General features: G+C 73.7%; 16 protein-coding genes, 1 tRNA gene and 4 pseudogenes. 9 read left to right on the top strand and 12 right to left on the bottom strand.

Annotated features, from left to right (window positions below; translation table 11 throughout):
- Positions 1 to 174: 174 nt before the first annotated feature.
- Positions 175 to 1,311, top strand: coding sequence for a sugar phosphate isomerase/epimerase family protein (locus V5O46_RS02825; protein WP_408648897.1), 1,137 nt, complete (start codon positions 175 to 177; stop codon positions 1,309 to 1,311).
- A gap of 124 nt (positions 1,312 to 1,435) precedes the next feature.
- Here the strand turns inward: V5O46_RS02825 and V5O46_RS02820 are convergent, their stop codons facing one another.
- Positions 1,436 to 2,767: a DUF2254 domain-containing protein gene (locus V5O46_RS02820; RefSeq protein ID WP_332882772.1), complete on the bottom strand. Its 1,332-nt coding sequence runs from the start codon at positions 2,765 to 2,767 to the stop codon at positions 1,436 to 1,438.
- 143 nt (positions 2,768 to 2,910) lie between these two features.
- Here V5O46_RS02820 and V5O46_RS02815 point away from each other — a divergent pair.
- Positions 2,911 to 2,998 (top strand) — tRNA-Leu (locus V5O46_RS02815).
- Positions 2,999 to 3,392: 394 nt separating this feature from the next.
- On the opposite strand, the gene V5O46_RS02810 is transcribed toward V5O46_RS02815, so the two are convergent.
- From V5O46_RS02810 to V5O46_RS02800, 3 genes and pseudogenes are all read right to left on the bottom strand, one after another.
- Complete coding sequence (locus V5O46_RS02810) at positions 3,393 to 3,962, bottom strand: hypothetical protein (protein WP_332882771.1); 570 nt, start codon at positions 3,960 to 3,962, stop codon at positions 3,393 to 3,395.
- A 319-nt stretch (positions 3,963 to 4,281) separates the two neighbouring features.
- Positions 4,282 to 4,478 (bottom strand): annotated as a pseudogene (locus tag V5O46_RS02805) (transposase); the annotation flags it as partial.
- 473 nt (positions 4,479 to 4,951) lie between these two features.
- Positions 4,952 to 5,725 carry a CDP-alcohol phosphatidyltransferase family protein gene (locus tag V5O46_RS02800; protein ID WP_332882770.1) on the bottom strand — a complete coding sequence of 258 codons (774 nt, stop codon included), beginning with the start codon at positions 5,723 to 5,725 and terminating at the stop codon, positions 4,952 to 4,954.
- 108 nt (positions 5,726 to 5,833) lie between these two features.
- On the opposite strand from V5O46_RS02800, the gene V5O46_RS02795 reads away from it, so the two are divergent.
- The 5 genes and pseudogenes from V5O46_RS02795 to V5O46_RS02775 form a co-directional block, all read left to right on the top strand.
- Positions 5,834 to 6,805: a zinc-dependent alcohol dehydrogenase gene (locus V5O46_RS02795; RefSeq protein ID WP_332882769.1), complete on the top strand. Its 972-nt coding sequence runs from the start codon at positions 5,834 to 5,836 to the stop codon at positions 6,803 to 6,805.
- A 115-nt stretch (positions 6,806 to 6,920) separates the two neighbouring features.
- Entirely contained in the window at positions 6,921 to 7,319 is a 399-nt protein-coding gene (locus V5O46_RS02790) for a 6-pyruvoyl trahydropterin synthase family protein (RefSeq protein WP_332882768.1), read from the top strand.
- A gap of 116 nt (positions 7,320 to 7,435) precedes the next feature.
- Complete coding sequence (locus tag V5O46_RS02785; RefSeq protein WP_332883186.1) at positions 7,436 to 8,578, top strand: glycosyltransferase family 4 protein; 1,143 nt, start codon at positions 7,436 to 7,438, stop codon at positions 8,576 to 8,578.
- A gap of 551 nt (positions 8,579 to 9,129) precedes the next feature.
- Complete coding sequence (locus V5O46_RS02780; RefSeq protein ID WP_332882767.1) at positions 9,130 to 10,089, top strand: SAM-dependent methyltransferase; 960 nt, start codon at positions 9,130 to 9,132, stop codon at positions 10,087 to 10,089.
- A gap of 80 nt (positions 10,090 to 10,169) precedes the next feature.
- Positions 10,170 to 11,096, top strand: a pseudogene (locus V5O46_RS02775) (lysylphosphatidylglycerol synthase transmembrane domain-containing protein); the annotation flags it as partial.
- 212 nt (positions 11,097 to 11,308) lie between these two features.
- Here V5O46_RS02775 and V5O46_RS02770 read toward each other — a convergent pair.
- Entirely contained in the window at positions 11,309 to 12,085 is a 777-nt protein-coding gene (locus V5O46_RS02770) for a creatininase family protein (RefSeq protein ID WP_332882766.1), read from the bottom strand.
- A 68-nt stretch (positions 12,086 to 12,153) separates the two neighbouring features.
- Here V5O46_RS02770 and ribA point away from each other — a divergent pair, with 68 nt between their 5' ends.
- Positions 12,154 to 12,813 (top strand): GTP cyclohydrolase II, encoded by a 660-nt coding sequence (ribA, locus tag V5O46_RS02765; RefSeq protein ID WP_332882765.1) that lies wholly within the window; start codon positions 12,154 to 12,156, stop codon positions 12,811 to 12,813.
- A 43-nt stretch (positions 12,814 to 12,856) separates the two neighbouring features.
- On the opposite strand, the gene V5O46_RS02760 is transcribed toward ribA, so the two are convergent.
- Positions 12,857 to 14,086, bottom strand: coding sequence for a serine hydrolase domain-containing protein (locus V5O46_RS02760; RefSeq protein WP_332882764.1), 1,230 nt, complete (start codon positions 14,084 to 14,086; stop codon positions 12,857 to 12,859).
- A gap of 269 nt (positions 14,087 to 14,355) precedes the next feature.
- Here V5O46_RS02760 and V5O46_RS02755 point away from each other — a divergent pair, with 269 nt between their 5' ends.
- Positions 14,356 to 16,461 carry a tetratricopeptide repeat protein gene (locus V5O46_RS02755; protein WP_332882763.1) on the top strand — a complete coding sequence of 702 codons (2,106 nt, stop codon included), beginning with the start codon at positions 14,356 to 14,358 and terminating at the stop codon, positions 16,459 to 16,461.
- Here the strand turns inward: V5O46_RS02755 and V5O46_RS02750 are convergent.
- The 6 genes and pseudogenes from V5O46_RS02750 to V5O46_RS02725 all read right to left on the bottom strand — a co-directional run.
- Positions 16,445 to 17,737, bottom strand: coding sequence for a hypothetical protein (locus V5O46_RS02750; RefSeq protein ID WP_332883185.1), 1,293 nt, complete (start codon positions 17,735 to 17,737; stop codon positions 16,445 to 16,447). The two genes, V5O46_RS02755 and V5O46_RS02750, sit on opposite strands and share 17 nt — an antisense overlap.
- A gap of 532 nt (positions 17,738 to 18,269) precedes the next feature.
- Complete coding sequence (locus tag V5O46_RS02745; protein ID WP_332882762.1) at positions 18,270 to 19,733, bottom strand: membrane-associated oxidoreductase; 1,464 nt, start codon at positions 19,731 to 19,733, stop codon at positions 18,270 to 18,272.
- A gap of 64 nt (positions 19,734 to 19,797) precedes the next feature.
- Positions 19,798 to 20,679, bottom strand: coding sequence for a phosphogluconate dehydrogenase (NAD(+)-dependent, decarboxylating) (gene gnd, locus V5O46_RS02740; RefSeq protein WP_332882761.1), 882 nt, complete (start codon positions 20,677 to 20,679; stop codon positions 19,798 to 19,800).
- 1 nt (position 20,680) lies between these two features.
- Positions 20,681 to 20,854 (bottom strand): annotated as a pseudogene (locus tag V5O46_RS02735) (glucose-6-phosphate isomerase); the annotation flags it as partial.
- Positions 20,855 to 20,891: 37 nt separating this feature from the next.
- Positions 20,892 to 21,830, bottom strand: coding sequence for a glucose-6-phosphate dehydrogenase assembly protein OpcA (gene opcA, locus V5O46_RS02730; RefSeq protein ID WP_332882760.1), 939 nt, complete (start codon positions 21,828 to 21,830; stop codon positions 20,892 to 20,894).
- Positions 21,827 to 21,986: pseudogene (locus V5O46_RS02725) on the bottom strand (glucose-6-phosphate dehydrogenase); the annotation flags it as partial. The gene opcA and the pseudogene V5O46_RS02725, both read right to left, overlap by 4 nt.

The following is a 21,986-nucleotide window of genomic DNA, read 5'->3' as shown; positions in this document are numbered from 1 at the left end:
GACAACGGCCGGGCCCCGGCGCCCCCCGAGGCCGGCCACGGCAGAGAAGAGGCACCTGTGACCAGATCCACCGACGCCCACCGCCCGGACACCCCAGTCAGCCCGGGCGCCCCCGACACGCCCGGCACCTCCGCGGCCGGCGGACCCGACGAGGCCCTGCGCCACCGTCTCGGCGTGGACCGCCGCCGCTTCCTGAGCACCTGCACCGCCGCCGCCACGGCCGCGATCGCCGCGCCGGTCCTCGGCGCCGCACCGGCAGCCGCCGCCGAGGGCGCACAGCAGCGGGGCCCGGGCCACGGCCGCGGTTGGGGCCACGACCACGGCGGCCACGTCCTCGTACCGTCCTACCGGCGCGGCATCATCCTCTACACCGTGCGTGACGCCACCGGCCGCGACCCGCTCGCCACCGAACTGCCCTCCGGCTTCCGCGAGGTCTTCCGGGAGCTGGCCCGCCACGGCTACCGGCAGGTCGAGTTCGCCGGATACCGTCAGCACCCCAACGCGCCCGGCGGCGCCGACCTGGGGACCGTGCAGGGCGCCCGGCTGCTGCGCGGCTGGCTCGACGACCACGGGCTGCGGGCCCGCGGCAACCACGGCTTCATCCCGTCCTCCTGGCCCCTGACCACCGAGGACCTGGACACCTTCAAGCAGAACCTGGAGGTCGCCAACATCCTCGGCCTGGGCCACATGGGCACCGGCGGCGATCCCACCGGCAGCTCCTACCGGGCCGACTGGGACGTTGCCGCCGACAAGTGGAACGCCCTCGGCGAGATCGCCCGGCGCGAGGGCATCAAGCTCTACACCCACAACCACGACGCCGCCTACGGCTTCCTGCTCGACGGCGGACCGCTCGACGGCCAGGGCCGCCCGACCCGCAGCTCCGGCATCCGCAAGCTGGAGTACTTCCTGAAGGTCACCGACCCGAAGGCGGTCTGGCTGGAGATGGACATCTTCTGGGCGCACGTGGCCCGGTACAAGTTCCACAGCTACACCGCGCACGACGGCTCGACCCGTGAGAACGTCTTCGACCCGGCCGGGCTGGTCGCCTGTCACAACAGGCGCTACCCGCTCTTCCACGCCAAGGACGGCGCCGTCAACACCTCGAACGGATGGGGCTACGACATGGTTCCGTTCGGCACCGGCGACATCGACTACCGGACGTTCTTCACCCGGATCGGCCACCGCCAGTACCACAACCCGATGGTCGAGCAGGACAACGCCCCCAGCGCCACCGACCCCGGCCAGTCACTGCAGCACGCCCACACCGGCTACGACAACCTCGCCGCCCTGCGCAGGCGGCGCCGTCGGTAGGGCCCGGCTCCCGCAGCACCACGGACGGCTCTTCCCGTCCCCGTGCACGGAAGGGGCCCGGCCGGCTTCCCCGCGACCCGGGTTCTGGGAGCCAGGGGCACGGGGAAGCCGTCGCCCCGTCCGGTCAGCCGATCCCCTGCCGGTCGGGCCGGAGGGCGAACGCCCGCTCCGCGGAGCTCGCCGCACGCCGTTCCACCGCCTGCCGGAGCAGCGCCCGATGCCGGAGCAGGGGCTCGCGCCGGTCCGGGGGCGAGAGCAGGAGAAGATCGTCGAGCCCCGCCATCATCCGCCGGGTGACCTGGGGGGATCCGGCGGCGCTGCCGCGCGTCTCGGCGAAGCCGAGATCCACCAGCGCGGTCCACCCCGGAACGGGCTGCACCAGCCGCACCTTCCCGCTCCGGTCGCGGTACAGGGCGGCGTCCAGCGGGCGCCGGCTGAGCGCTGCCAGCAGCTGGACGATCCGGTCCACGGCCTGGACGGCGGTCGTCGGATCGTTGACCGACGGCGACAGGGCACGCAGCGCGATGTCGGACAGCTGCCGCAGCCCGAAGCCGAGATCCTGGTGGTAGGTGCGCTCCAGGCCCACCGAGACGGTGTACCGCAGGGCCCTGGGCGGTGGGGCCGGTCCGCCGTGGACCGCCAGGACGGGCGTACCGGCCACCACGAAGTCGCCGATCCTCGGGATCATCCGCAGCACCACCCCGTGCTTGCGTGCCACCCGCACCAGCCGCGCGACGTGCACGTCCCGCAGCACCCCCGACCGGCCCTCGTGCGGCACCCACGCCGTGGCGGTCCCGAGGTCGGGAGCGTCGGTGTCGCGGTCGGGTACCGGCATCGACGCCGCCACCCGGAAGGACTCGGTGGCGATTCGCGTGATCACATGGCTGATCTGCATCAACCGCAGCGTCGCGTTCACGTACAGCACGAACAGCAGCAGACTCAGGCCCACCATGACGAGCGTGAGCACCGACTGCACGAGCGGCACCGAGGCGACCGTACGGGGGTCGGCGCCGCTTTCGAAGGAGGACAGGACCAGCAGCGTCAGGACGAAGGTCGCCAGGAAGACCGCGAAGGTCGCCTTGGTGATCCGGCTCCGGACGAAGAGCCGCACCACGCGCGGGGTGAACTGCCCGCTCGCCATCTGGACGGCTACCAGGGAGATGCTGAAGACCACACCGATGAAGGTCATCATCGCCGAACTGACGGCGTTGACCACGGCCCGCGCGTCCTCGGCGAACCGCATCAGGTCGGCGACCGCCTCGAACTCCCCGTCCCGCTGCAGCGCCGAGACCAGCGCCGAGTCGACCTCCTGGGCGCCCACCCAGACCAGGAAGACGCCCACCATCGCCGTGGTGGGCGCGAACCAGAACGTGTCCCGCAGATGCTCCCGGAGGGGCGACAGCACCCGCGGCCGACCCCCGGGAGGCGGACCCTGCGTAACCGTCCAGTCACTCATGGTCCAACCCTAGAGTCATCCGCCCTCCTCGCCCCGGAACGCCGCCCGGGCGACGGAAACGCAGGTGAAGGGCACTGCGAAACCTTGGTATGGTTGACCGTGTCGCCGCGGGGAGCAGCCCCCGCCCAGGCGGCAGGCACCAGGTCCGGGTGGCGGAATGGCAGACGCGCTAGCTTGAGGTGCTAGTGCCCTTTATCGGGCGTGGGGGTTCAAGTCCCCCCTCGGACACCAGCTGAGACCCCTGTTCATCAGGGGTCTCCTGCGTTCCCTGCGTCCAAGTCCCGGGTGAGTCCCGTCGAGGGGCAGGCCGTGTTCGTCGGCGCACGGCAGAACGGACACCGAGGGGCCGCGGCTCGCCCGAGCGGCAACGCTGAAGGCTTGGAGGCAGGTCCCTCCCGAGCACCGTGAAGGCCCCCGCCGCTGGCGGGGGCCTTCACGGGTACTGGCTATCGGGAGATGTCCGTCATCCGTCGTGCCCGCCGTGGCCACGGCGTCACATCGCGAAGCCGCTGCCACCACCTGTGCGCCGTGTAGTCGACGCGAGGCACCTGTGGCCAGTCGGACCGTGGGGCCAGCGGCGTTCCTTCGGGAGAATACTTCCGGGGCACGTCGGACACGGTTCCTCCTAGGGGCGGTAGGTGCCGCAGTTCTTTCGCAGCTCATTGTCCGCCCGCGTCGTTGGGCTTGAGCCGAAGCTGGCCACGCCCTTCATGACGGGGTAGTACGTGTAGGTGCCGCCACCGTCGTTGCAGTCAGCCGACCAACCGTAGTCGATGTAGCTCTTCGTCGTCTTTGGCGTTTGATGCCATGGAGTGTACCCGCGCGGGCCGCTCCACGAGCTGCGCCACATCTGGGTTCGGATGTACTGCCAGCCGTAGTTTCCGCTGCAGATCTGCGATGTCTCCCACTGGAACCAAGCACTCGCCCCAGATCCGTAGAACTTGACGTCGGAGATGTAGATGGAACAGCGGGCGGCGGCTGCGACCTCCTTCGGCTTCGACTCGCCAGCGAGGTAGGTGAAGGAATACAACTCTCCGTCCTTCGTCTTGCCCCACTCGACTACCTGTGTTCCCGGCACTGCGGGTTGTCCTTCGACCGTGGCGGTCTCGGCGGCGTGCGCGGCTGGTGCGGCTCCCAGCGTCATGAGGAGCGCGCCGACAGCGGCGGCTATGCGACTTCCCGCGGGTAATGTCATGTCCAGGACCCTATGGAGTGACATGCACGCGACGGCCTGGACCGCGGAAAGTGAATCGCCAAGTTCCGGACGTTCCTTCGACCTGAAGTCGACCTTGATCGGGTCGCCGAGTGCGCCGACCTGACCTCGTCCCTGTCTCATCCTTCTTTCTGCAGGTCATGAGCATGATTGCTGACGGTGATCGTGTTTCACGCTCGAATGTTCGTCGATGATCGGGCATCCGAACGGCAGCGGAATGCTCGTCAGGCCGATACTGCGAGGGCGGCGTTGGTCACATCGGGCGGCGTTGTTTGCGGGCCATCCGGCGGGACATGAGGGTGAAGTCCGCAGGCAGCGCTCTCCACTTCACCCTGTTATCTGTTGTGTACCTTATGGCGTCCACCACGCGACGCCTGGGCCACTTCTCGGGGCCCTGCCCGTGGGTACCTGGCAGGTCGGCGTGGGCAACAGCCGTTCCAGCACCATCCATTCGAGATCGTCGGTGTCGGAGGGACAGTGGTAGCTCGGCAGCAGCATTGCAGGAGCCGGGCCGCGACCGACGGGGCGGGAGCCAACTGTGGGGCGGTCGCGGCCCGCTGCCTTCCTCGTGCGGGTTCACTCCAGGTCGGTCAGAGCCCGAGGGTGGAATCGAGCGCACGTATCTGGGCCATGACAGTGCGGATGTAGGGGTCGTCGGGAGTCTTCATTTCTCGTGCGCGAGGAGGATCCTTTCGGTGAAGTTCTTGATGCGGTGGCGCTCGTGCTCGAAGAACGCCCGCACGTAACTGATCCACACCTCCGGCGCGTCCTCCAGCATCCGGTATCCCCACCTTGTGTCCCAGGTCACGGTAGGCAGTCCGCGGGCAGCGGCGACCTGGCGCAGGGCCCGCATCCCGGTGTGGACCTCGGCCCGGCTGCGTTCGGTGGCGACCGGTTCGACGGCGTGCCGTTCGCGGTAGGCCGTGATGGTTGCGGCGACCGTCCCCGGAAGCCGGCCGGGTTCGACCGCGTCAGCGGGCGGCCGGCTCCAGCACCGGCGGCACGGGAGCCGGCTCCGCGGCTGCCCCGGCCGCCCGCGAGGTCCGCCACAGCCAGCGCACATCCCGCCCGAAGGACCACACCAGCAGCCCCAGCGCCACCAGCGCCACCCCCGCGTTGACGGCGCGCGGCAGCAGCCCCGCGCCGGCCACCAGCAGCAGCACCCCCTGGAGCGCGGCCACCGTCTTGCGGGCCGTGCTCGGCGGCAGCGGAGCCGTCAGCCACGGCCACACCCGGGCCGCGGCGACGAAGACGTAGCGCATGAGGCCGATCAGCAGCACCCAAGGGCCCAGCTCCATCGCCACGTACACGCTGAGCACCAGGATCAGGAACGCGTCGACCTCCATGTCGAAGCGCGCCCCCAGCTGCGTGGATGTGCCTGTGCGGCGGGCCACCTTGCCGTCGACGCCGTCCAGGACGAGGGCCACCGCCGTCATGCCGACGAACAGCGACACCGGCGGCGTGCTCCAGAACGAGTCCGCGACCAGCGCCGTCACCCCGCCGACCAGGACGGCCCGGCCCAGGGTGACCCGGTTGGCCGGGCCGAAGCTGCGCGGACGGGTGCGGTGCAGGGCGCGGGAGAGCACCGCCCAGGTGGCGAACGCGAACACCAGGCCGGTCAGCCAGCCTGCCGGGCCCATCCCGGCCGCCGTGCCGAGCAGCACCAGCAGGAGCACCTGCGCGGCCGCGCCCACGGCGGTCTCCTGCTGTACGGGACTCGCGACGTAACTGTTGTTCAGGGCCACCGAACATCCTCCGGCCGAGTGACAGAGTCGATCAACGCCGCTACCTTGTGCGCGGCCTGTGCACCCCTCGGTACGCAGGCAGCTTTCCGATCGTTCAGGAGGATTCCCATGAAGCGCACCGCCGCAGCCTTCTGGCTCGACTCGCCCGGACGAGCGGGGCTCCGGCAGGTGGACCTGCCGGAGCCGGGCGAGGACGACGTGGTCGTGCGCACCCTCTACACCGGTGTCAGCCGGGGCACGGAGACCCTCGTCTTCGGCGGCCGGGTGCCCGAGAACCAGTACGCGGCGATGCGCGCGCCGTTCCAGGAGGGCGACTTCCCCGGACCGGTGAAGTACGGCTACCTCAACGTCGGGGTGGTGGAAGAGGGCCCGGCCCGACTGGCCGGCCGCACCGTCTTCTGCCTCTACCCGCACCAGACCCGGTACGTCGTCCCGGCCGCCGCCGTGACCGAGGTGCCGGACTCCGTGCCCGCCGCCCGCGCCGTGCTCGCCGGTACCGTGGAGACCGCCGTCAACGCCCTGTGGGACGCGGCGCCCCTGGCCGGCGACCGGATCGCGGTCGTCGGGGGCGGCATGGTCGGCTGCTCGGTGGCCGCCCTGCTGGCCCGGTTCCCCGGCGTCCGCGTCCAGCTGGTCGACGCCGACCCGCGCCGGGCCGAGGTGGCGGAGGCACTCGGCGTCGGCTTCGCCTCCCCTCAGGACGCCCTCGGCGACCGCGATCTCGTCGTGCACGCCAGCGCCACCGAGCAGGGCCTCGCCCGCTCCCTGGAGCTGCTGCGCCACGAGGGCACGGTCGTCGAACTGAGCTGGTACGGGGCCCGGGGAGTCGCCGTCCCGCTCGGCGAGGCGTTCCACTCCCGCCGGCTGACCCTGCGCAGCAGCCAGGTCGGTACCGTCTCCCCCCGGGCCGCCGGACGCAGCTACGCCGACCGGCTCGCCCTCGCCCTGGACCTGCTCGCCGACCCCGCCCTGGACGCGCTCGTCACCGGCGAGTCGGCCTTCGAGGAACTGCCGGACCTCATGCCGAGGCTCGCCTCCGGCGAGATCCCCGCGCTCTGCCACCGGATCCGGTACGCCTGACCTGTCGAAAAGGGGAGAGAGAGGCTGAACACGGGAAGGCGACAAGCCGTACTACACGGCATCCCGCGCAGCGATCAGCGGGGGATCAGACGTGCCACACCTGGAGGGTCGTCCGTTGTTCAGCATCACCGTCCGCGATCACATCATGATCGCCCACAGCTTCCGCGGCGAGGTCTTCGGCCCCGCGCAGCGCCTGCACGGAGCGACGTTCCTGGTGGACGCCACGTTCCGGCGGGAACAGCTGGACGACGACAACATCGTCGTCGACATCGGTCTGGCCACGCAGGAACTGGGCGCCGTGGTCAGCGAGCTGAACTACCGCAACCTAGACAACGAGCCCGACTTCGCCGGCGTCAACACCTCCACCGAGTACCTCGCCAAGGCCGTTGCCGACCGGCTCGCCGAGCGCATCCACAAGGGCGCGCTCGGCGAGGGCGCCAAGGGCCTGGCCGGGCTCACCGTCACCCTGCACGAGTCACACGTCGCCTGGGCGAGTTACGAGCGTGGCCTGTGACCGACACCACCGGCACCACGACCGGCGCCGCCACGACCGGCACCACGACCCGCGCCACCACCGAAGCCGCTGTCGAAGCCCGCCCGGCGCCCGGCGACCGGCCCCGCCTCGCCTACGTGCCGTCCCAGGCGTCCGTCCCCAAGAACGGCGAGATCATTCCCATGTCCCTGCGCTCCGTGCACTTCGTCCTGCCCGGCGGCGTCGACGACCCGGCGGCACCCAGCGGCGGCAACGCCTACGACCGCCGGGTCTGCCTGGATCTGCCCGGCTTCGGCTGGCGGGTGCGCCAGACCGTCGTGCCCGGCGCCTGGCCGTGCCCGGACGAGGCCGCCCGCGCGGAACTGGCGCACGCGCTGCGCCGGCTGCCGGACGGCGCCGTCGTCCTGCTGGACGGCCTGGTCGCCTGCGGCGTGCCCGAGATCGTCGTCCCGGAGGCGGAACGGCTGCGTATGACCGTCCTGGTCCATCTGCCGCTGGGCGACGAGACCGGCCTGGATCCGGCGGTCGCCGCCGACCTGGACTCCCGGGAACGCACGGTGCTCCGGGCGGTCCCCGCCGTCGTCGCCACCAGCGACTGGGCCGTGCGCCGCCTCGTCTCCCATCACGGTCTCGACCCCGGACGCGTGCACGTCGCCGCGCCGGGCGCCGACATCGCGCCGCTCGCTCCCGGCACCGACGGTGTCTCCCGGCTGCTGTGCGTCGCCGCGGTGACACCCCGCAAGGGCCAGCACCGGCTGGTGGAGGCGCTGGCCGAGGTGACCGACCTGCCGTGGAGCTGCGTGTGCGTCGGGGGGCTGGGCCAGGACCCCGGGTACGTCGACCGGTTGCGGGCGCGGATCCGGGCCCACGGCCTCGACGACCGGCTGGAGCTCGCGGGTCCCAAGGCGGGCGCCGACCTCGACGCCGCCTACGCCTCCGCCGACCTCATGGTCCTCACCTCCTACGCCGAGACCTACGGCATGGCAGTCACCGAGGCCCTCGCGCGCGGCGTTCCGGTGCTGGCCACCGACGTCGGCGGCCTGCCGGAGGCGGTGGGGCGCGCGCCCGACGGCGGGGTGCCCGGCATCCTCGTACCGCCGGAGGACCCCGCCGCGCTCGCCGCCGAACTGCGCGGCTGGTTCGGCGAGGCGGACGTACGGCGCCGGCTGAAGGCCGCCGCCCGGAGCCGGCGCGCTGCCCTGAAGGGCTGGGCGTCGACGGCACAGAGTCTGGCCGGCGTACTGCACCGGCTGCCGAACGAACCGCGGAGGGCGGCATGAGGAGGACGGCAACGAGGCCGAACGACGGGACCCCGCCCCGGCCGCACCCCGAGGACGCGCATGCGTCCGCGTCCAGGACGAGCCCGTCCACGCCGGCCGCACCGAGCGCACCCGCGCCCCCGGTCATGGCACCCGCGTCTGCGCCCGCAGCAACCGGCTCCGGGATCGGCGGGACGGTGTCCGGGGTGGCGGAGTCCGGGGCCGGGTCCGGCGAGTCGTGCGCCGTCGCGTCCGTGGCCGGGGCGTCCGTGCCCGGTGGGCCCGCGGTAGCCGGGTCCGGGACCGGTGGTTCGGCGTCCGGTGGTTCGGGGTCCGGTGGTTCGGGGTCCGGTGGTTCGGGGTCCGGTGGTTCGGGGTCCGGGTCTGCCGCCGTTGGTTCGGCGTCCGGGGCGGTCGGGTCCGGGTCCGGTGGGTCGGCTTCCGCGTCGGGCGTGGCTGAGTCCGCGTCCGGGGCGTCCGTGCCTGGTGGGTCGGTGTCCGGGCCCGCAGTACTTGCCTCCGGGTCCGGTGGGTCGGCTTCCGCGTCGGACGGGGGTGCTTCCGCGCACGGCGTGATCCCGGGCGCCGGACCCGTCGGCCGGCCCGGTGAGCGGTCCTCCGGCCGGCCCGACGAAGGGCCCTGCGCCGAGGGCGGTGCGGACCGGGCCACGGTCCGGCTGCGGGAGAACGGCCCCGACGACCCGCCCCGCTACGCGCCCGAGTGGCTGCGGCTGCGGGAGGGGGCCGACGCCGCCGCACGGGCGCACGAACTGCTCGATCCGCTGCGCGTCCGGCTCGCCGAGCCGCTCGCCCGGCCGGACGGCATGGTCGTGCACGACGTGGGCTGCGGCACCGGTTCGATGGGCCGCTGGCTGGCCCCGCTGCTCGACGGCGCCCAGCACTGGATCCTGTACGACCGCGACCCGTACCTCCTGCACTTCGCCGCGGCCGGCGCCCCGCACTCCGCCGCCGACGGCAGCCGGATCACCGTGGAGACCCGGCGCGGCGACATAGCCCGGCTCACCCCGGACGCCCTGGAGGGCGCCTCCCTGGTCACCGCATCCGCGCTGCTCGACGTGCTCACCGCAGAGGAGGCCGGCGCACTCGCCGCGGCCTGCGCCGGAGCGGGCTGCCCCGCGCTGCTGACCCTCTCCGTCGCCGGACGTGTCGACCTCACCCCCGCGCATCCGCTGGACGCCGAGCTGACCGAGGCGTTCAACGACCACCAGCGGCGCGACGGCCTGCTCGGCCCGGACGCTGCCACGGTGGCGGCGGACGCGTTCACCGCGCACGGCGCGACGGTACGGCTGCACCCGAGCCCCTGGCTGCTCGGTCCCGCGGACGCCGCGCTCACCGCTCAGTGGCTGCGCGGCTGGGTCGGCGCGGCGGTCGAACAGCGGCCGGAGCTGCGCGAGCGTGCCGACAGGTATCTGACGGAGCGCCTCGCGGCCTGCGCGGCCGGGGAGTTGCGGGTCGTCGTGCACCATCACGACCTGCTGGCACTGTGCCGGCCGAACGGCGGGGCCTCGTGAGCGCACACACCGTACCGGCGCGGACGGCACCACTGCCGCGGCCGGCCACGCCCCCAGGGGCGTCCGTACCACCGCCACGGATGCCACGGACGCGGTCGGCGGTGCCGACCCGGTCCGAGCCGCGGACCCCGTCCGCACCACGGGCGCCACGGACGAAGTCACCGGCACGGTCCGTCCGCGCCCATGTCGGCACCCTCGTCGGCAGTGCCGTCCTCGCCGTGCTGCTGTGGCGGCTGGGCACCGGTGCCCTGCTGGACGGCCTGCGCCGGATCGACGCGGCTGCGCTGCTCGGGGCGCTCGGCATCGGCCTGGTCACCACGGTGTTCAGCGCCTGGCGGTGGGCCCTGGTGGCGCGCGGTCTGCGCCTGCGGGTGCCGCTCGGGCCGGCCGTGGCCGACTACTACCGTGCGCTGTTCCTGAACGCCGCGCTGCCCGGCGGTGTCCTCGGCGATGTGCACCGCGCGGTACGGCACGGGCACGGCAGCGGCGATCTGGGCCGCGGAGTGAAGGCGGTCGTCCTGGAGCGGGTCGCCGGGCAGCTCGCGCTGATCGGCGTGGGGGCGGTGGTGCTGCTGACGATGGAGTCGCCGGTGCTGGCCGGCGCCCGGCAGGCCGCCCCGCTCGCGGCGGCGGCCCTGGTCGGCGCGCTCGCGGTCGTCACCGCGCTGCGGATGAACCGGGCGCCGGGACGGCGCCGCGGAGCCCTCGGCGCGACGCTCGCCGAGGCCCGCGAGGGACTGCTGTCCCGGCGGAACTGGCCGGGGGTGGCCGGCTCCTCCCTCGTCGTCCTCGCCGGACATCTGGCGATGTTCGTGCTCGCCGCCCGGGTCGCCGGGACCACCGCGCCCGTCGCCGTGCTGCTGCCGCTCGGGGTGCTCGCGCTGCTCGCGATGGGGCTGCCGCTCAACGTCGGCGGATGGGGGCCCCGCGAGGGCGTCACCGCCTGGGCGTTCGGCGCGGCCGGACTGGGCGCGGCCGACGGGCTCGCGGTGGCGGTGGTGTACGGGGTGCTCTGTCTCGCGGCCAGCCTGCCGGGCGCAGTCGTCCTCGTCGCCCGCCGGACCGCCCGTCGCGCCGGGGGACGGTCCGAGGGCCGAGCCGCGGGCGGCCGGGCCGGATCCGGACGACGTGCCGAGCCCGGCCCGGGTTCCGGCGCCGCACCCGGTCCCGGCCCCGGTACCGCACCAGTTCCGGAGCCGCGGCACGTACCCCGCGGTGCCTACCCGCGCCCCTCGCGACCCGGCACGGTACCGCCGCCGTCCTCCGTCAGCAGTGCGAAACACGCACCGAAGGATTCCGCGAGGCCCGCCAGAAGTTCCTTCCCCTTCACCGCCGAACCGAGCGAAGGACGGCCGATGACACCGGAATCGGTATAGCCGGACATACCGAGGGAGAGCAGATGACGCCGGTCGTCGGCGACGAAGTCGGAGGTCTCGTACCCCGGCCGAAGGAATTCCGGATGAGCGTGCAGCAGAACGGAGGTCTCGATTTCCCCCGCGTGCATGTCGGTCAGCATCGAGGTGACCACGCCCGCCCGCACCCGGGCCGCCTCCCAGTCCTCCGCGGCCGGGAAGAGCGCCATCCGCTCACCGCGCGCGGACGCCTCCTGCACCACGTTGCCGAGCACGTAGTTCCCGCCGTGGCCGTTGACCACCACCAGCGCCCCGACGCCCGAGCGGCGCAGCGAGTCCGCGATGTCGCGCACCACCGCGTGCAGGGTCGGCGCGGAGATGCTGACGGTCCCCGGCCAGGCCGCATGCTCGTGCGAGCAGGCGACGGTCACCGGAGGCAGCAGATGCACCGGGTACGCGGCGGCGATCTCCCGCGCGACGGCACAGGCGACGAGGGTGTCGGTGGCGAGCGGAAGGTACGGGCCGTGCTGCTCGTAGCTGCCGACGGGAAGGACCGCCACCTGCCGTGCGAGCTCCGCCCCCCGCCCGCGCACATCCTCCGTGGTGTCCGCCGGCATCACGCCCGATATCTCTGAACCACTCATCAGTGCTCGGCCTTTCGTCGCAGTCGATGAACCACCGACCAGGAACTCCCCTGAGGAACTCGAAGATGATGACAGAAAAACTTGGCGTACTCGGCAAGAAGGCACCGCAGCGCACCGACGTGGAACGCGTCGTGAATGCCCCGCTGCCCACGGTGTACGGGAAATTCCAGGCGGTCGGCTACTACGACCACGAGCGCGGCGACGAACAAGTCGCCCTCGTGCACGGCGACATCGGAGCCGAGGGTGTGCTGACCCGGCTGCACTCGGAGTGCCTGACCGGGGACGCCTTCGGATCCCAGCACTGCGAGTGCGGCGACCAGCTGGCCTCCGCGCTGCGGGCCGTGGCCGCCGAGGGGGCCGGTGTCGTCGTCTACCTCCGGGGCCATGAGGGCCGCGGCATCGGCCTGCTCGGCAAGCTGCGGGCGATGGCGCTGCAGGCGGAGGGCCTGGACACGGTGGAGGCCAATCTCGCCCTCGGCCTGCCGGTCGACGCCCGCGACTACGGTGTCGCCGCCCGCATCCTGGACGATCTGGGAGTCCGGTCGGTGCGGCTGATGTCCAACAACCCGGCGAAGCGGGAGGCGCTGGTGCGGCACGGCATCCAGGTCGCGGAGCAGGTGCCGCTGCTGATCCCGCCGTGCGAGAGCAACATCACCTATCTGCGCACCAAGCGGGAGCGGATGGACCACCATCTGCCGCACCTGGACGCGGTGGCGCACCTGTCGTGAGCCGCCGGCCCCGGTGAACGTCCCGCCGGGGCCGGCCCGCCGGTCAGTCCGTGACCGCCGCGTGCACCAGGCGACGGAGGTCCCGGAAGACGGTGTGCGAGGACCTGGGCCGCACCTGGGTCATGAACTGCACGGTCACATCGCGGCCCGGATCGACCCAGAACGTCGTCGTCGCCACCCCGCTCCACCCGTAGGTCCCCGGCCCCGAGGGTGCCGGGGTGCGGTCCGGGTCGATGACGACGGAGACCCCGAGACCGAAGCCCACACCGTCGTTGCCGGGCTCGTCGTGCGCCGGACGGCTGCCGAAGCTGCGCAGGTCGGCACCGCCGGGAAGGTGGTTGCGGGTCATCAGGTCCACCGTGGAGGGGGCGAGCAGCCGGGTGCCGTCGAGTTCGCCGCGGCGGCGCAGCAGCTCCATGAACCGGTGCACGTCGTACGCGGAGGCCACCAGACCGCCGCTGCCGGACAGGAACCGCGGCCGGCCCCGCAGCGGCAGCCCGGGGACCGGCTCGATGCCGCCGTCCTCCCGTTCCCCGTACAGCTCCGCGAGCCGTCCGGCCTGCTCGTCGCCGACCTGGAACCCGGTGTCCGCCATGCCGAGCGGCCCGAAGATCCGCTCGGCGCAGTAGGTGTCCAGCGGCTGCCCGCTCACCACCTCGATCAGCCGGCCCAGGACATTGCTGGCCACCGAGTAGTTCCACTGCGTGCCCGGGTCGAACTGCAGCGGCAGGCTCGCGTAGAGGTCGACGGTCTCGGCGAGGTCCGCGCCGGGCCGCACCGACGACTCCAGTCCGGCCGCGCGGTACAGGGCGTCGACGGGGTGGGTGCGGTAGAAGCCGAAGGTCAGACCGGCGGTGTGGGTCATCAGATGCCGGACCAGGACCGGTCCGGCGGCCGGCCGGGTGGTGACGTCCGGTGCCGGGCCCCCCGTGTACACCCGCGGCTCCGCGAAGGCGGGCAGATACCGGGCGACCGGGTCGTCCAGCGCCAGCCGGCCCTCCTCCACCAGCAGCAGGGCGGCGACGGAGGTGACCGGCTTGGTCATCGAGTAGATCCGCCACAGCGTCCCGGCCTCTACCGGAAGCCCGGCCGCGACGTCCCGCAGGCCGTGCACGGTGAGGTGGGCGACGCGCCCGCCGCGTGCGACCGCCACCAGGAAACCGGGCAGGCGGCCCGCCTCCACGAGATCGGCGAAGTGCCGGTCGAGCTCGTCCAGCATCTTCGGGTCCAGCCCCGCCTCGGCCGGGCCGGCCTCCTGCCGCAGTTCAGCCATCCGCTCTCCTCCGTCGCTGGTGGGGTTGTCACCGGTGAGTGCCGTCACTGGTGGGCTCGGTCACTGGTGGGCTCGGTCACTGGTGGGGGTGGATTCCGGCATACCCCGATCACACGGAGGCAGACCTCCGGGCCTCCGCCGAACGGCCGTGCGCCGCCGAGGGCCGGGCAACGGGTGCCTGACGCACCGTCACCGCGACCCGGTCCGGCTAGGGTTGATCCACTGCTTCAGATGGACCGGGAGCCACGGACGGACGGGGGAGTGCGGGGATGCTGGATCCGATCTCGCTGGGCGCCATCGGCGCGGTGCTCGGAGCCGTCGGGTCGGGCATGGCGAACGAGGCCGGCCGGTGGGCCTGGGAGTCGGCCGGCGGACTGGTCCGCCGCATCACCGGCCGCGAGGTGCCGGCGCCGACCACGCCGGGTCGACTGGACGATGTGGCCCGCCTGGTGCACGACCGGGTGCAGGGCGACCCGCAGCTGGCCCGGGCCTGGGCCGAGTTCGCGCGCGGTATCCGCACCTCCGGCCCCGCCACGGGACCCGACCGCCCCTGCCTGCCCAACGCACCGCGGTTCTTCACCGACCGCAAGCAGGCCCTGCGCCTCCTCGACAAGGAGGCCACCCGCGCTCACCGGGGCCGCCCCCGGCTGGCGCTGCTGCACGGCCCGGAAGGCATCGGCACCAGCACCCTCGCCGTCCACTGGGGCTGGCGGCAGGCCGCCCGCTTCCCCGACGGCCAGCTCCACGCCGACCTGCGCACACTCGCCGCCGAGGCGGCCCCCGGCACCCTGCTGCGCGGGCTCGGCGTGCCCGACGAGGAGATACCCCCGGCCGCCGCGGACCGGGCGGAAACGCTGCGCCGCTGCCTCGCCGACCGCCGGCTGCTGCTCGTCCTCGACCACGCCCGGTCGGCCGCGCAGGTACGGCCGCTGCTGACCGCCGCGCCGGGTGTGTTCACCGTCGTCGTCGCCCGGCACCCGCTCCCCGGCCTCGACGCCCTGCGCATCCCGGTCGGACCGCTCGCCCGCCGGGACGCCGTACGGCTGCTCACCGATCTGGCCGGGAAGCCCGCCGTCGCCGCCGCCCGCGCCGCACTCCCCGGCGTCCTCGAACGCTGCGGCGGCTCACCGTACGCGCTGCGCGCCGCCGCGCCCCGCCTCACCGACCCGCCGCCCCCGCACCCGGAGGGCGCCGACACGCCCGGCGGCGACCCGGTGCACACCGCAGCCGACGACTCCTGCCGCCGGCTCAGCGCCGGCGCGGCCCGGCTCTACCGGCTGGCCGGTGTGCACCCCTGGCCCGCCCTGGACGCCGTGGCCGCCGCGCGGGCCGCCGACATCGAGACGTCCGAGGCTGCCGCACAGCTGGCGGAGCTGGCCGACGCGCTGCTCGTCGAGCGCTCCGACGGCGGCCGCCACCACTACCGCCCCGCCGTCCGCACCCACGCCGCCCGAACCGCCGCCGTCACCGACGGCATCGCCGCCTGCTCCGCCGCCGTCACCCGTGTCATCGCCCACTACCGGGACCTCGCGGTCGGCGCGGCCCGCGCCGCGCTCCCGGAGAGCTGGCGGGTGCCGGCGGCGGAGACGCCGGTGAGCTTCCCCGACCGGGGCGCGGCGGTCGCCGCCCTCGTGGCGGAGGCGCCCAACCTCGTCCAGGCGGTGCACGCCGCGGAGGAGTTCGGCGACCCGGACACCGTCCTGCTGCTCTGCCGCGCGCTGTGGCCGCTGCAGCTCAAGGCCGGCCACCACGAGGTCCTGCTGCCCGCACTGCGCGCCGGTGCGCGCACCGCCGCCACGCACGCTCCCGGCACCCGCACCGCCGGGGCGCTGCACGCCCAGCTCGCCCACACCCTCACCGAACTGCGCCACTGGGACGAGGCCGAGACCGCGGCGCGCGCCGCCGCCCGCGACGAACAGGCCGCCGGACACGCCCGCGGACACGCCTCCGCCGTCGAGTTCCTCGGCCTGCTGCGGCTGCGCCAGTGGCGGTTCGACGAGGCGTACGCCTGCTTCGAGGAGGCCGGCCGGGTCCTGGACGCCGTCGGCCCCGCCGACGACGGCGCCGCCGATCTGCCGCGCGCCCGTGCCCTGCTGGAACGCCACCGCGGTCGCGCACTGCGGGGACTCGGTCACCGGACCGAGGCCGTGACCCGGCTGCAGCACGCCCTCGCCTTCTTCCGGGACCGAGGCGAGGCCTACAACACCGCCCGCACCCTCACCGACCTGGCCGGGACGCACCTCGACGCCGGTGCCGCGGACGCCGCGCTGCCGCTGGTCGACGAGGCGCTGGCGGCGCTCGCCCGGGAGAACGCCGCGTACCACGTGGCACAGCTGCGGACGCTGCGCGAGCGGTGCGTCAGCCGGCCGGACTGACCGTCACCAGGTGCGCGACCTGCCCCGTACGGACCGTCAGACCGCGCTCGAACAGCTCGTCCGCCGCCCTGCCCGCCGCCAGCCAGGCGTGCAGCGCCGAGGCGTGCGCGGCCGGATCCGTCTCCGGCGCGGCCGTCAGGCGCAGCATCGTCCCGCCGCGGGTGCGGACCAGGCAGGTGCCCGGCCCGGTGACGCGGGCGGCGAGCGCGCAGTGCGGATACCGGTCGAGCACCTCCGCCGCCCAGTGTCCGGGCGGCCCGAGGCGCGGATCGTCGGCGGCGCCGTCCCGGAACACCACGTCGGCGAGCGCGAGCCGGTCGGCCTCCCGGGTCTCCTCGTGCACCGCCAGATGCGCCTCCCCGGCCGGGTCCGCCGGCGCACCCGGACCCGCGTACCGGGCCAGGGCCACCTCCCCCGGCCCCACCAGCCGGGTGAGCACGGTCAGCGGCACCGTCACCGCGCCGGGCTCGTACGGCGGCAGCGGAAGCGGTTCGAGCCGGGCGGCGGTGTCGGGCTCGGGAAGTTCCATGAGGCCGTAGAGGAGGCGGCGCAGCCGGATCGCCGACTCGCCCGGCACGGAGCTGACGAACCGGGCCGGGTCGGCCGCCGGTCGGTGCCCGGCCAGGAGCGCCTCCACCTGTGGGCGCAGCGGCCTCGCGGGGGCCAGCCGGGGCCCGGCCCGTACGAAGGCGTGCACCGGCGCCTCGGGGTCCAGGCCGGCCCGCGGAGCGGCGCCGAGCAGCACCGGTGTGCCGAGCGCGGCGGCGTAGTACGTCACCGCGCCGTGGTCGCCGATCACGGCGTCGGCGGCGAGCAGCGCCTGCCGCCAGCCGTCCAGGGGGCCGACCAGCGCCAGCCCGGAGCGGCGGGCCCGGTCCAGCCAGGCGCGCAGCTGGCCGGGACCGTGGCCGTGCCAGACGTTGGGGTGCACCACGGCCGCGATCCGGTACTCGTCTGCGGGGAACTCCGAGGTCAGCCGGGGCAGCAGGGACGGCAGGACGTCATCGCCGCCGTCGCCGAAGAGCGACTCGGGGTTCCAGGTCGAGCTGAGGAGGACCAGCCGCCGGCCGTGGCCCACGCCGAGGGCGCGGCGGTAGCGGTCGCGGTACGGGCGGGCCGCCAGGATGCGGTCCCAGCAGGGATCCCCGGCGAGCACCGCGGTGGGCGCCGCCTCGGGGCAGACCGTGCGCAGCCGCTCGTCCTGCTCGGGATGGGACAGCACCAGCGCATCCGCGACCGGCCGCCCGTCCGCACCGAGCAGCCACTCCGGCGACATCCCGAACACGGGCGCGGGCTTCCGGCTTCCGGCTTCCGGCTTCCGGCTTCCGGCTTCCGGCTTCCGGCACCGCCAGCCTCTTAGTGTATCCAACACCATGTGACAAGATGATCAACTTGCCGTCTATCGACCGGAGTTGACCGCCGAGGCTCGCCGACACCGCCAACGCGACCGGAGTCGTCACCGCCTGCTCCCACGGCAGCACCGGCACCCCCACCTCGGCCAGCAGCTCGGTCAGGCCCGCCCGGAACGCCGACGACCCCGGGCTGGTGGCGAGCACCTGGACCCGGAGGTCGTCATGGAAGAGCGGAAGGACGTCGAGGAGCCGGGTCGCCGCGGTGACGTTGTGGACGACGAGAAGCACCTTCCGGGTGCGCGCCCGCGTCGCCCACCGCGCCGCGTCGTCGCCGACCGGCACCCGTATCCACCCGGTCCTCGCCCCCGTCACACCCCGTCCGCCTCCCGGTCCCGCCGCACATGACCGGGTCACGATACTCCCGCCGCGGACACCGGCGTCCGCCCGCACCGGGCCTCACTGGCGGCTGACGCTGCGGGTGACGCCCGCGACCACCGTCGTGGCCAGGACCCAGCCGGTGATGATCAGGACGTAGGACAGCGTCTGATACCAGCCCCGGGGAGCGAAGGCGTTCTCCTGGCCGAAGGAGACCACCGGCAGCAGCAGGTCCAGGGTGTAGAACACCGGATGGAAGTCGGGGGACTCGGCGGGCTTGAGCGGACGCGGACGGTGCAGTCCGTACGTCACGGAGCCGACCGCGAGCAGCGACAGCAGCCAGCCCCCGGCCCGCAGCGGGCGGAAGCCGTAGCCGACGGCCGCGTCCTGCAGCAGGCCCCAGGCCCTGCCGTACCAGGGCAGGGTGCGGCGGTGCCTGCGCTGCTTGGCGAGCTGGATCCGGCGGGCGGCGGCGTCGTCACCGGTCCGGCGGTAGGCCGCCGCCAACTGCTCGTAGGCGTAGGGCACATAGCCGTCGCCGTCCCGCTCCAGCATCGGCAGCCGTTTCTCGGCGGGCTCGTGCGGGGCGAGGGCGGTGTAGCTGAGGTCGCTGAGATAGACCTCGTCCGGCAGCTTCTGCGGTGCGAGGGTGAGGATGTCGATCTGGGAGCGGCGCAGGTTGAGGGCGCCCTCGATCCGGTCGCCGCCGCGCAGCCACAGCTCCCCGATGACGCTGCTGCTCGCCCGCAGTGCGGTGCCGCCGGGCCGGGAGAGGCTCGCGTGCAGCAGATCGAGGGTGCCGGATATGCGGGCCCCGCGGAGGTCGAGCCGGCCGCGGGCACGCAGGCAGGGGGCCGAGACGCCCGAGCCGACGACGAGGTTCTGTCCGTCCAGGGCGACCGAGTCGGGTGCGTCCAGCACGGCGTCCCGGAGGTTGAGGGTGCCGCTGACGGAGGCACCGGTGAGCCGGGTCTGCCCTCGGGTGCTCAGCCCGGGGGCCCACAGGTCGGCGCCGAGGACGGCCTGGTTCAGCTGCAGCACCGGTCCCTCCGCCTCCGCTGCGTGGATCCGGGTGCTCTCCAGGTAGAGGCTTCCGGTGACCTCCGCCCCGCCGAGCCGCACCATCCCGTCGAACCGGGCGCGGGTCAGCCGCAGTACGCCGTCCACCCGGAGGGCGTGCGCGATCAGACCGGGCAGCACGGACTCGCTCAGGTTGAGTTCGCGCAGCCGGCCGGCGTACAGCCTCGGCGCTTCGTCGAAGTGGCAGTGCCGCAGCCGCACGGGGTGGTCGACCGTCGCGTACTGCAGTTCGAGCGGCCCGGTGACACGGGCGCCGGCGAGGCTGAGCGAGGCCGTCTCGCCGTCCCGCTGCGGGCCGGTCAGCAGCAGCGACTGCAGCACGGTGGCGCGGACGGTGCGCTCCGGGCCCCAGCCGGCGCCGTCGGCGGGGTCCTCGCCGTCCGTGGTGCGGAAGTCCACGGCCTCGCCGCGGGGGAAGGCCCGCCGTACGCGTGCCTCGGCCGGTGTCAGGTCGTCGGTATCCATCAGAGGGGGACTCTGACCCGAACCGGCCCTCGGCGTCAACGCGTTGCGGCCGCCGCGCCCGCGGTCACTGCCCGGCGGTCTCCACGGCGTGGCCGCCGAACTGGTTGCGCAGGGCGGCGACCATCTTCATCTGCGGGGAGTCGTCCTGGCGGGAGGAGAACCGGGCGAACAGGGACGCGGTGATCGCGGGCAGCGGCACGGCGTTGTCGATCGCCGCCTCCACCGTCCAGCGGCCCTCGCCGGAGTCCTCCGCGTAGCCGCGCAGCTTCTCCAGGTGCTCGTCCTCGTCGAGGGCGTCGACCGCCAGATCCAGCAGCCAGGAGCGGATGACGGTGCCCTGCTGCCAGGAGCGGAAGATCTCGCGGACGTTGTCCACCGAGTCGACCTTCTCCAGGAGCTCCCAGCCCTCCGCGTACGCCTGCAGCATCGCGTACTCGATGCCGTTGTGGACCATCTTGGCGAAGTGCCCGGCTCCGACCTTGCCCGCGTGGACATAGCCGTACGGCCCGTCCGGCTTGAGCGCGTCGAAGATCGGACGGAGGCGGTGGACGTGCTCCTCGTCGCCGCCGACCATCAGCGCATAGCCGTGCTCCAGTCCCCACACACCGCCGGAGACACCCGCGTCGACGAAGCCGATGCCGTGCTTGGCCAGCTCCTCGGCGTGCTTCTCGTCGTCGGTCCAGCGGGAGTTGCCGCCGTCGACGACGGTGTCGCCGGGCTTGAGCACGCTCGCCAGCTGGTCGATGACGCCCTGTGTGGGGCCGCCGGCCGGGACCATGACCCAGACCGCGCGCGGCGCGGCGAGCCGGTCGGCGAGCTCGACCAGGTTGCGTACGTCGGAGATCTCCGGGTTGGTGTCGTACCCGACGACGTCGTGGCCGGCGTTGCGCAGCCGTTCGCGCATGTTGCCGCCCATCTTGCCGAGGCCGATGAGACCGATCTGCATGTCAGTTCACTTCCTTCAGTTCGCGGTACGCGGCCACCTGGGCGGCCGTGGAGGAGTCGGGACCGGGCACCTCGGCGCCCCGGGTCAGGGCGGGTCCGGCGCGCCCGGCGAGGACCTCGCCGAGCCCGACGCCCCACCGGTCGAGGGAGCCGATGTGGCAGATCGCGCCCTGCACCGTGGCTGCGCTGGTGCCGGGGGAGCCGGGGCCGGAGTCAGACATGAACGGCGGTCTCCTCGGTGTCCTCGCCGCCGCGCAGGGCGACGGCGTACATCTCGTCCGCGTCGAGCCGCCGGAGCTCCTCGGCGATGAGTTCGGCGGTGGTGCGGACCTTGAGCGCGAGGGTGCGCGAGGGCTGGTCGGGCAGGGTCAGGGTGGCCAGCGGGCCCTCGGGCCGGTCGATGACGATCTCGCCGGCCGCGGTGCCGAGCCGCACGCCGGTGACCACCGGGCCGGCGGTCACCACCTGCTCCACCGGGACACCGAGGCGCGCCTGCAGCCAGCGCGCCAGCAGCTCGGCGGCCGGGTTGTCGGCCTCGGCCTCCACCGCCGCCGAGATCACCGGCATCCGGGCCTGGTCCAGCGCCGCCGCCAGCATCGAGCGCCACGGCGTCAGCCGGGTCCAGGCCAGGTCGGTGTCGCCGGGCGCGTAGGACCGGACCCGGGTCTGCAGGGTCCGCAGCGGGTCCTCGACGGCGTACAGGTCGGTGATCCGGCGCTGGGCCAGGGCGCCGAGCGGATCCCGCGCCGGATGGCCGGGCGCGTCCACCGGCCACCACACCACGACCGGCGCGTCCGGCAGCAGCAGCGGCAGGACGACCGAGTCGGCGTGCTCGGACACGTCGCCGTACATGCGGAGCACCACCGTCTCGCCGGTCCCGGCCTCGGAGCCGACCCGGACCTCGGCGTCGAGACGGGACCTGGTGCGCTCCCGCGGGTTGCGGGCGTGCCGCTTGATGACGACGAGGGTGCGCGAGGGATGCTCGTGCGAGGCCTCCTCGGCCGCCTTGACGGAGTCGTAGGCGTTCTCCTCGTCCGTGACGATCACCATCGTCAGGACCATGCCCACGGCGGGCGTGCCGATGGCCCGGCGACCCTGGACCAGGGCCTTGTTGATCTTGCTTGACGTGGTGTCGCTCAGGTCGATCCTCATGGCCTGCGCCAGCTCCGTCCGTCTCGTGCGAGCATCTCGTTGGCTTCCCGCGGGCCCCAGCTGCCCGCGGTGTACTGCGCGGGCCTGCCGTGTGCCGCCCAGTACTCCTCGACCGGGTCGAGGATCCTCCAGGACTGTTCCACCTCCTGGTGACGG

It is taken from the genome of Streptomyces poriticola, assembly GCF_036689765.1.
GTDB lineage: Bacteria > Actinomycetota > Actinomycetes > Streptomycetales > Streptomycetaceae > Streptomyces > Streptomyces poriticola.
The sequence above is the reverse complement of the archived record's forward strand: the minus strand, read 5'-3'. Positions and strand labels throughout refer to the sequence as shown.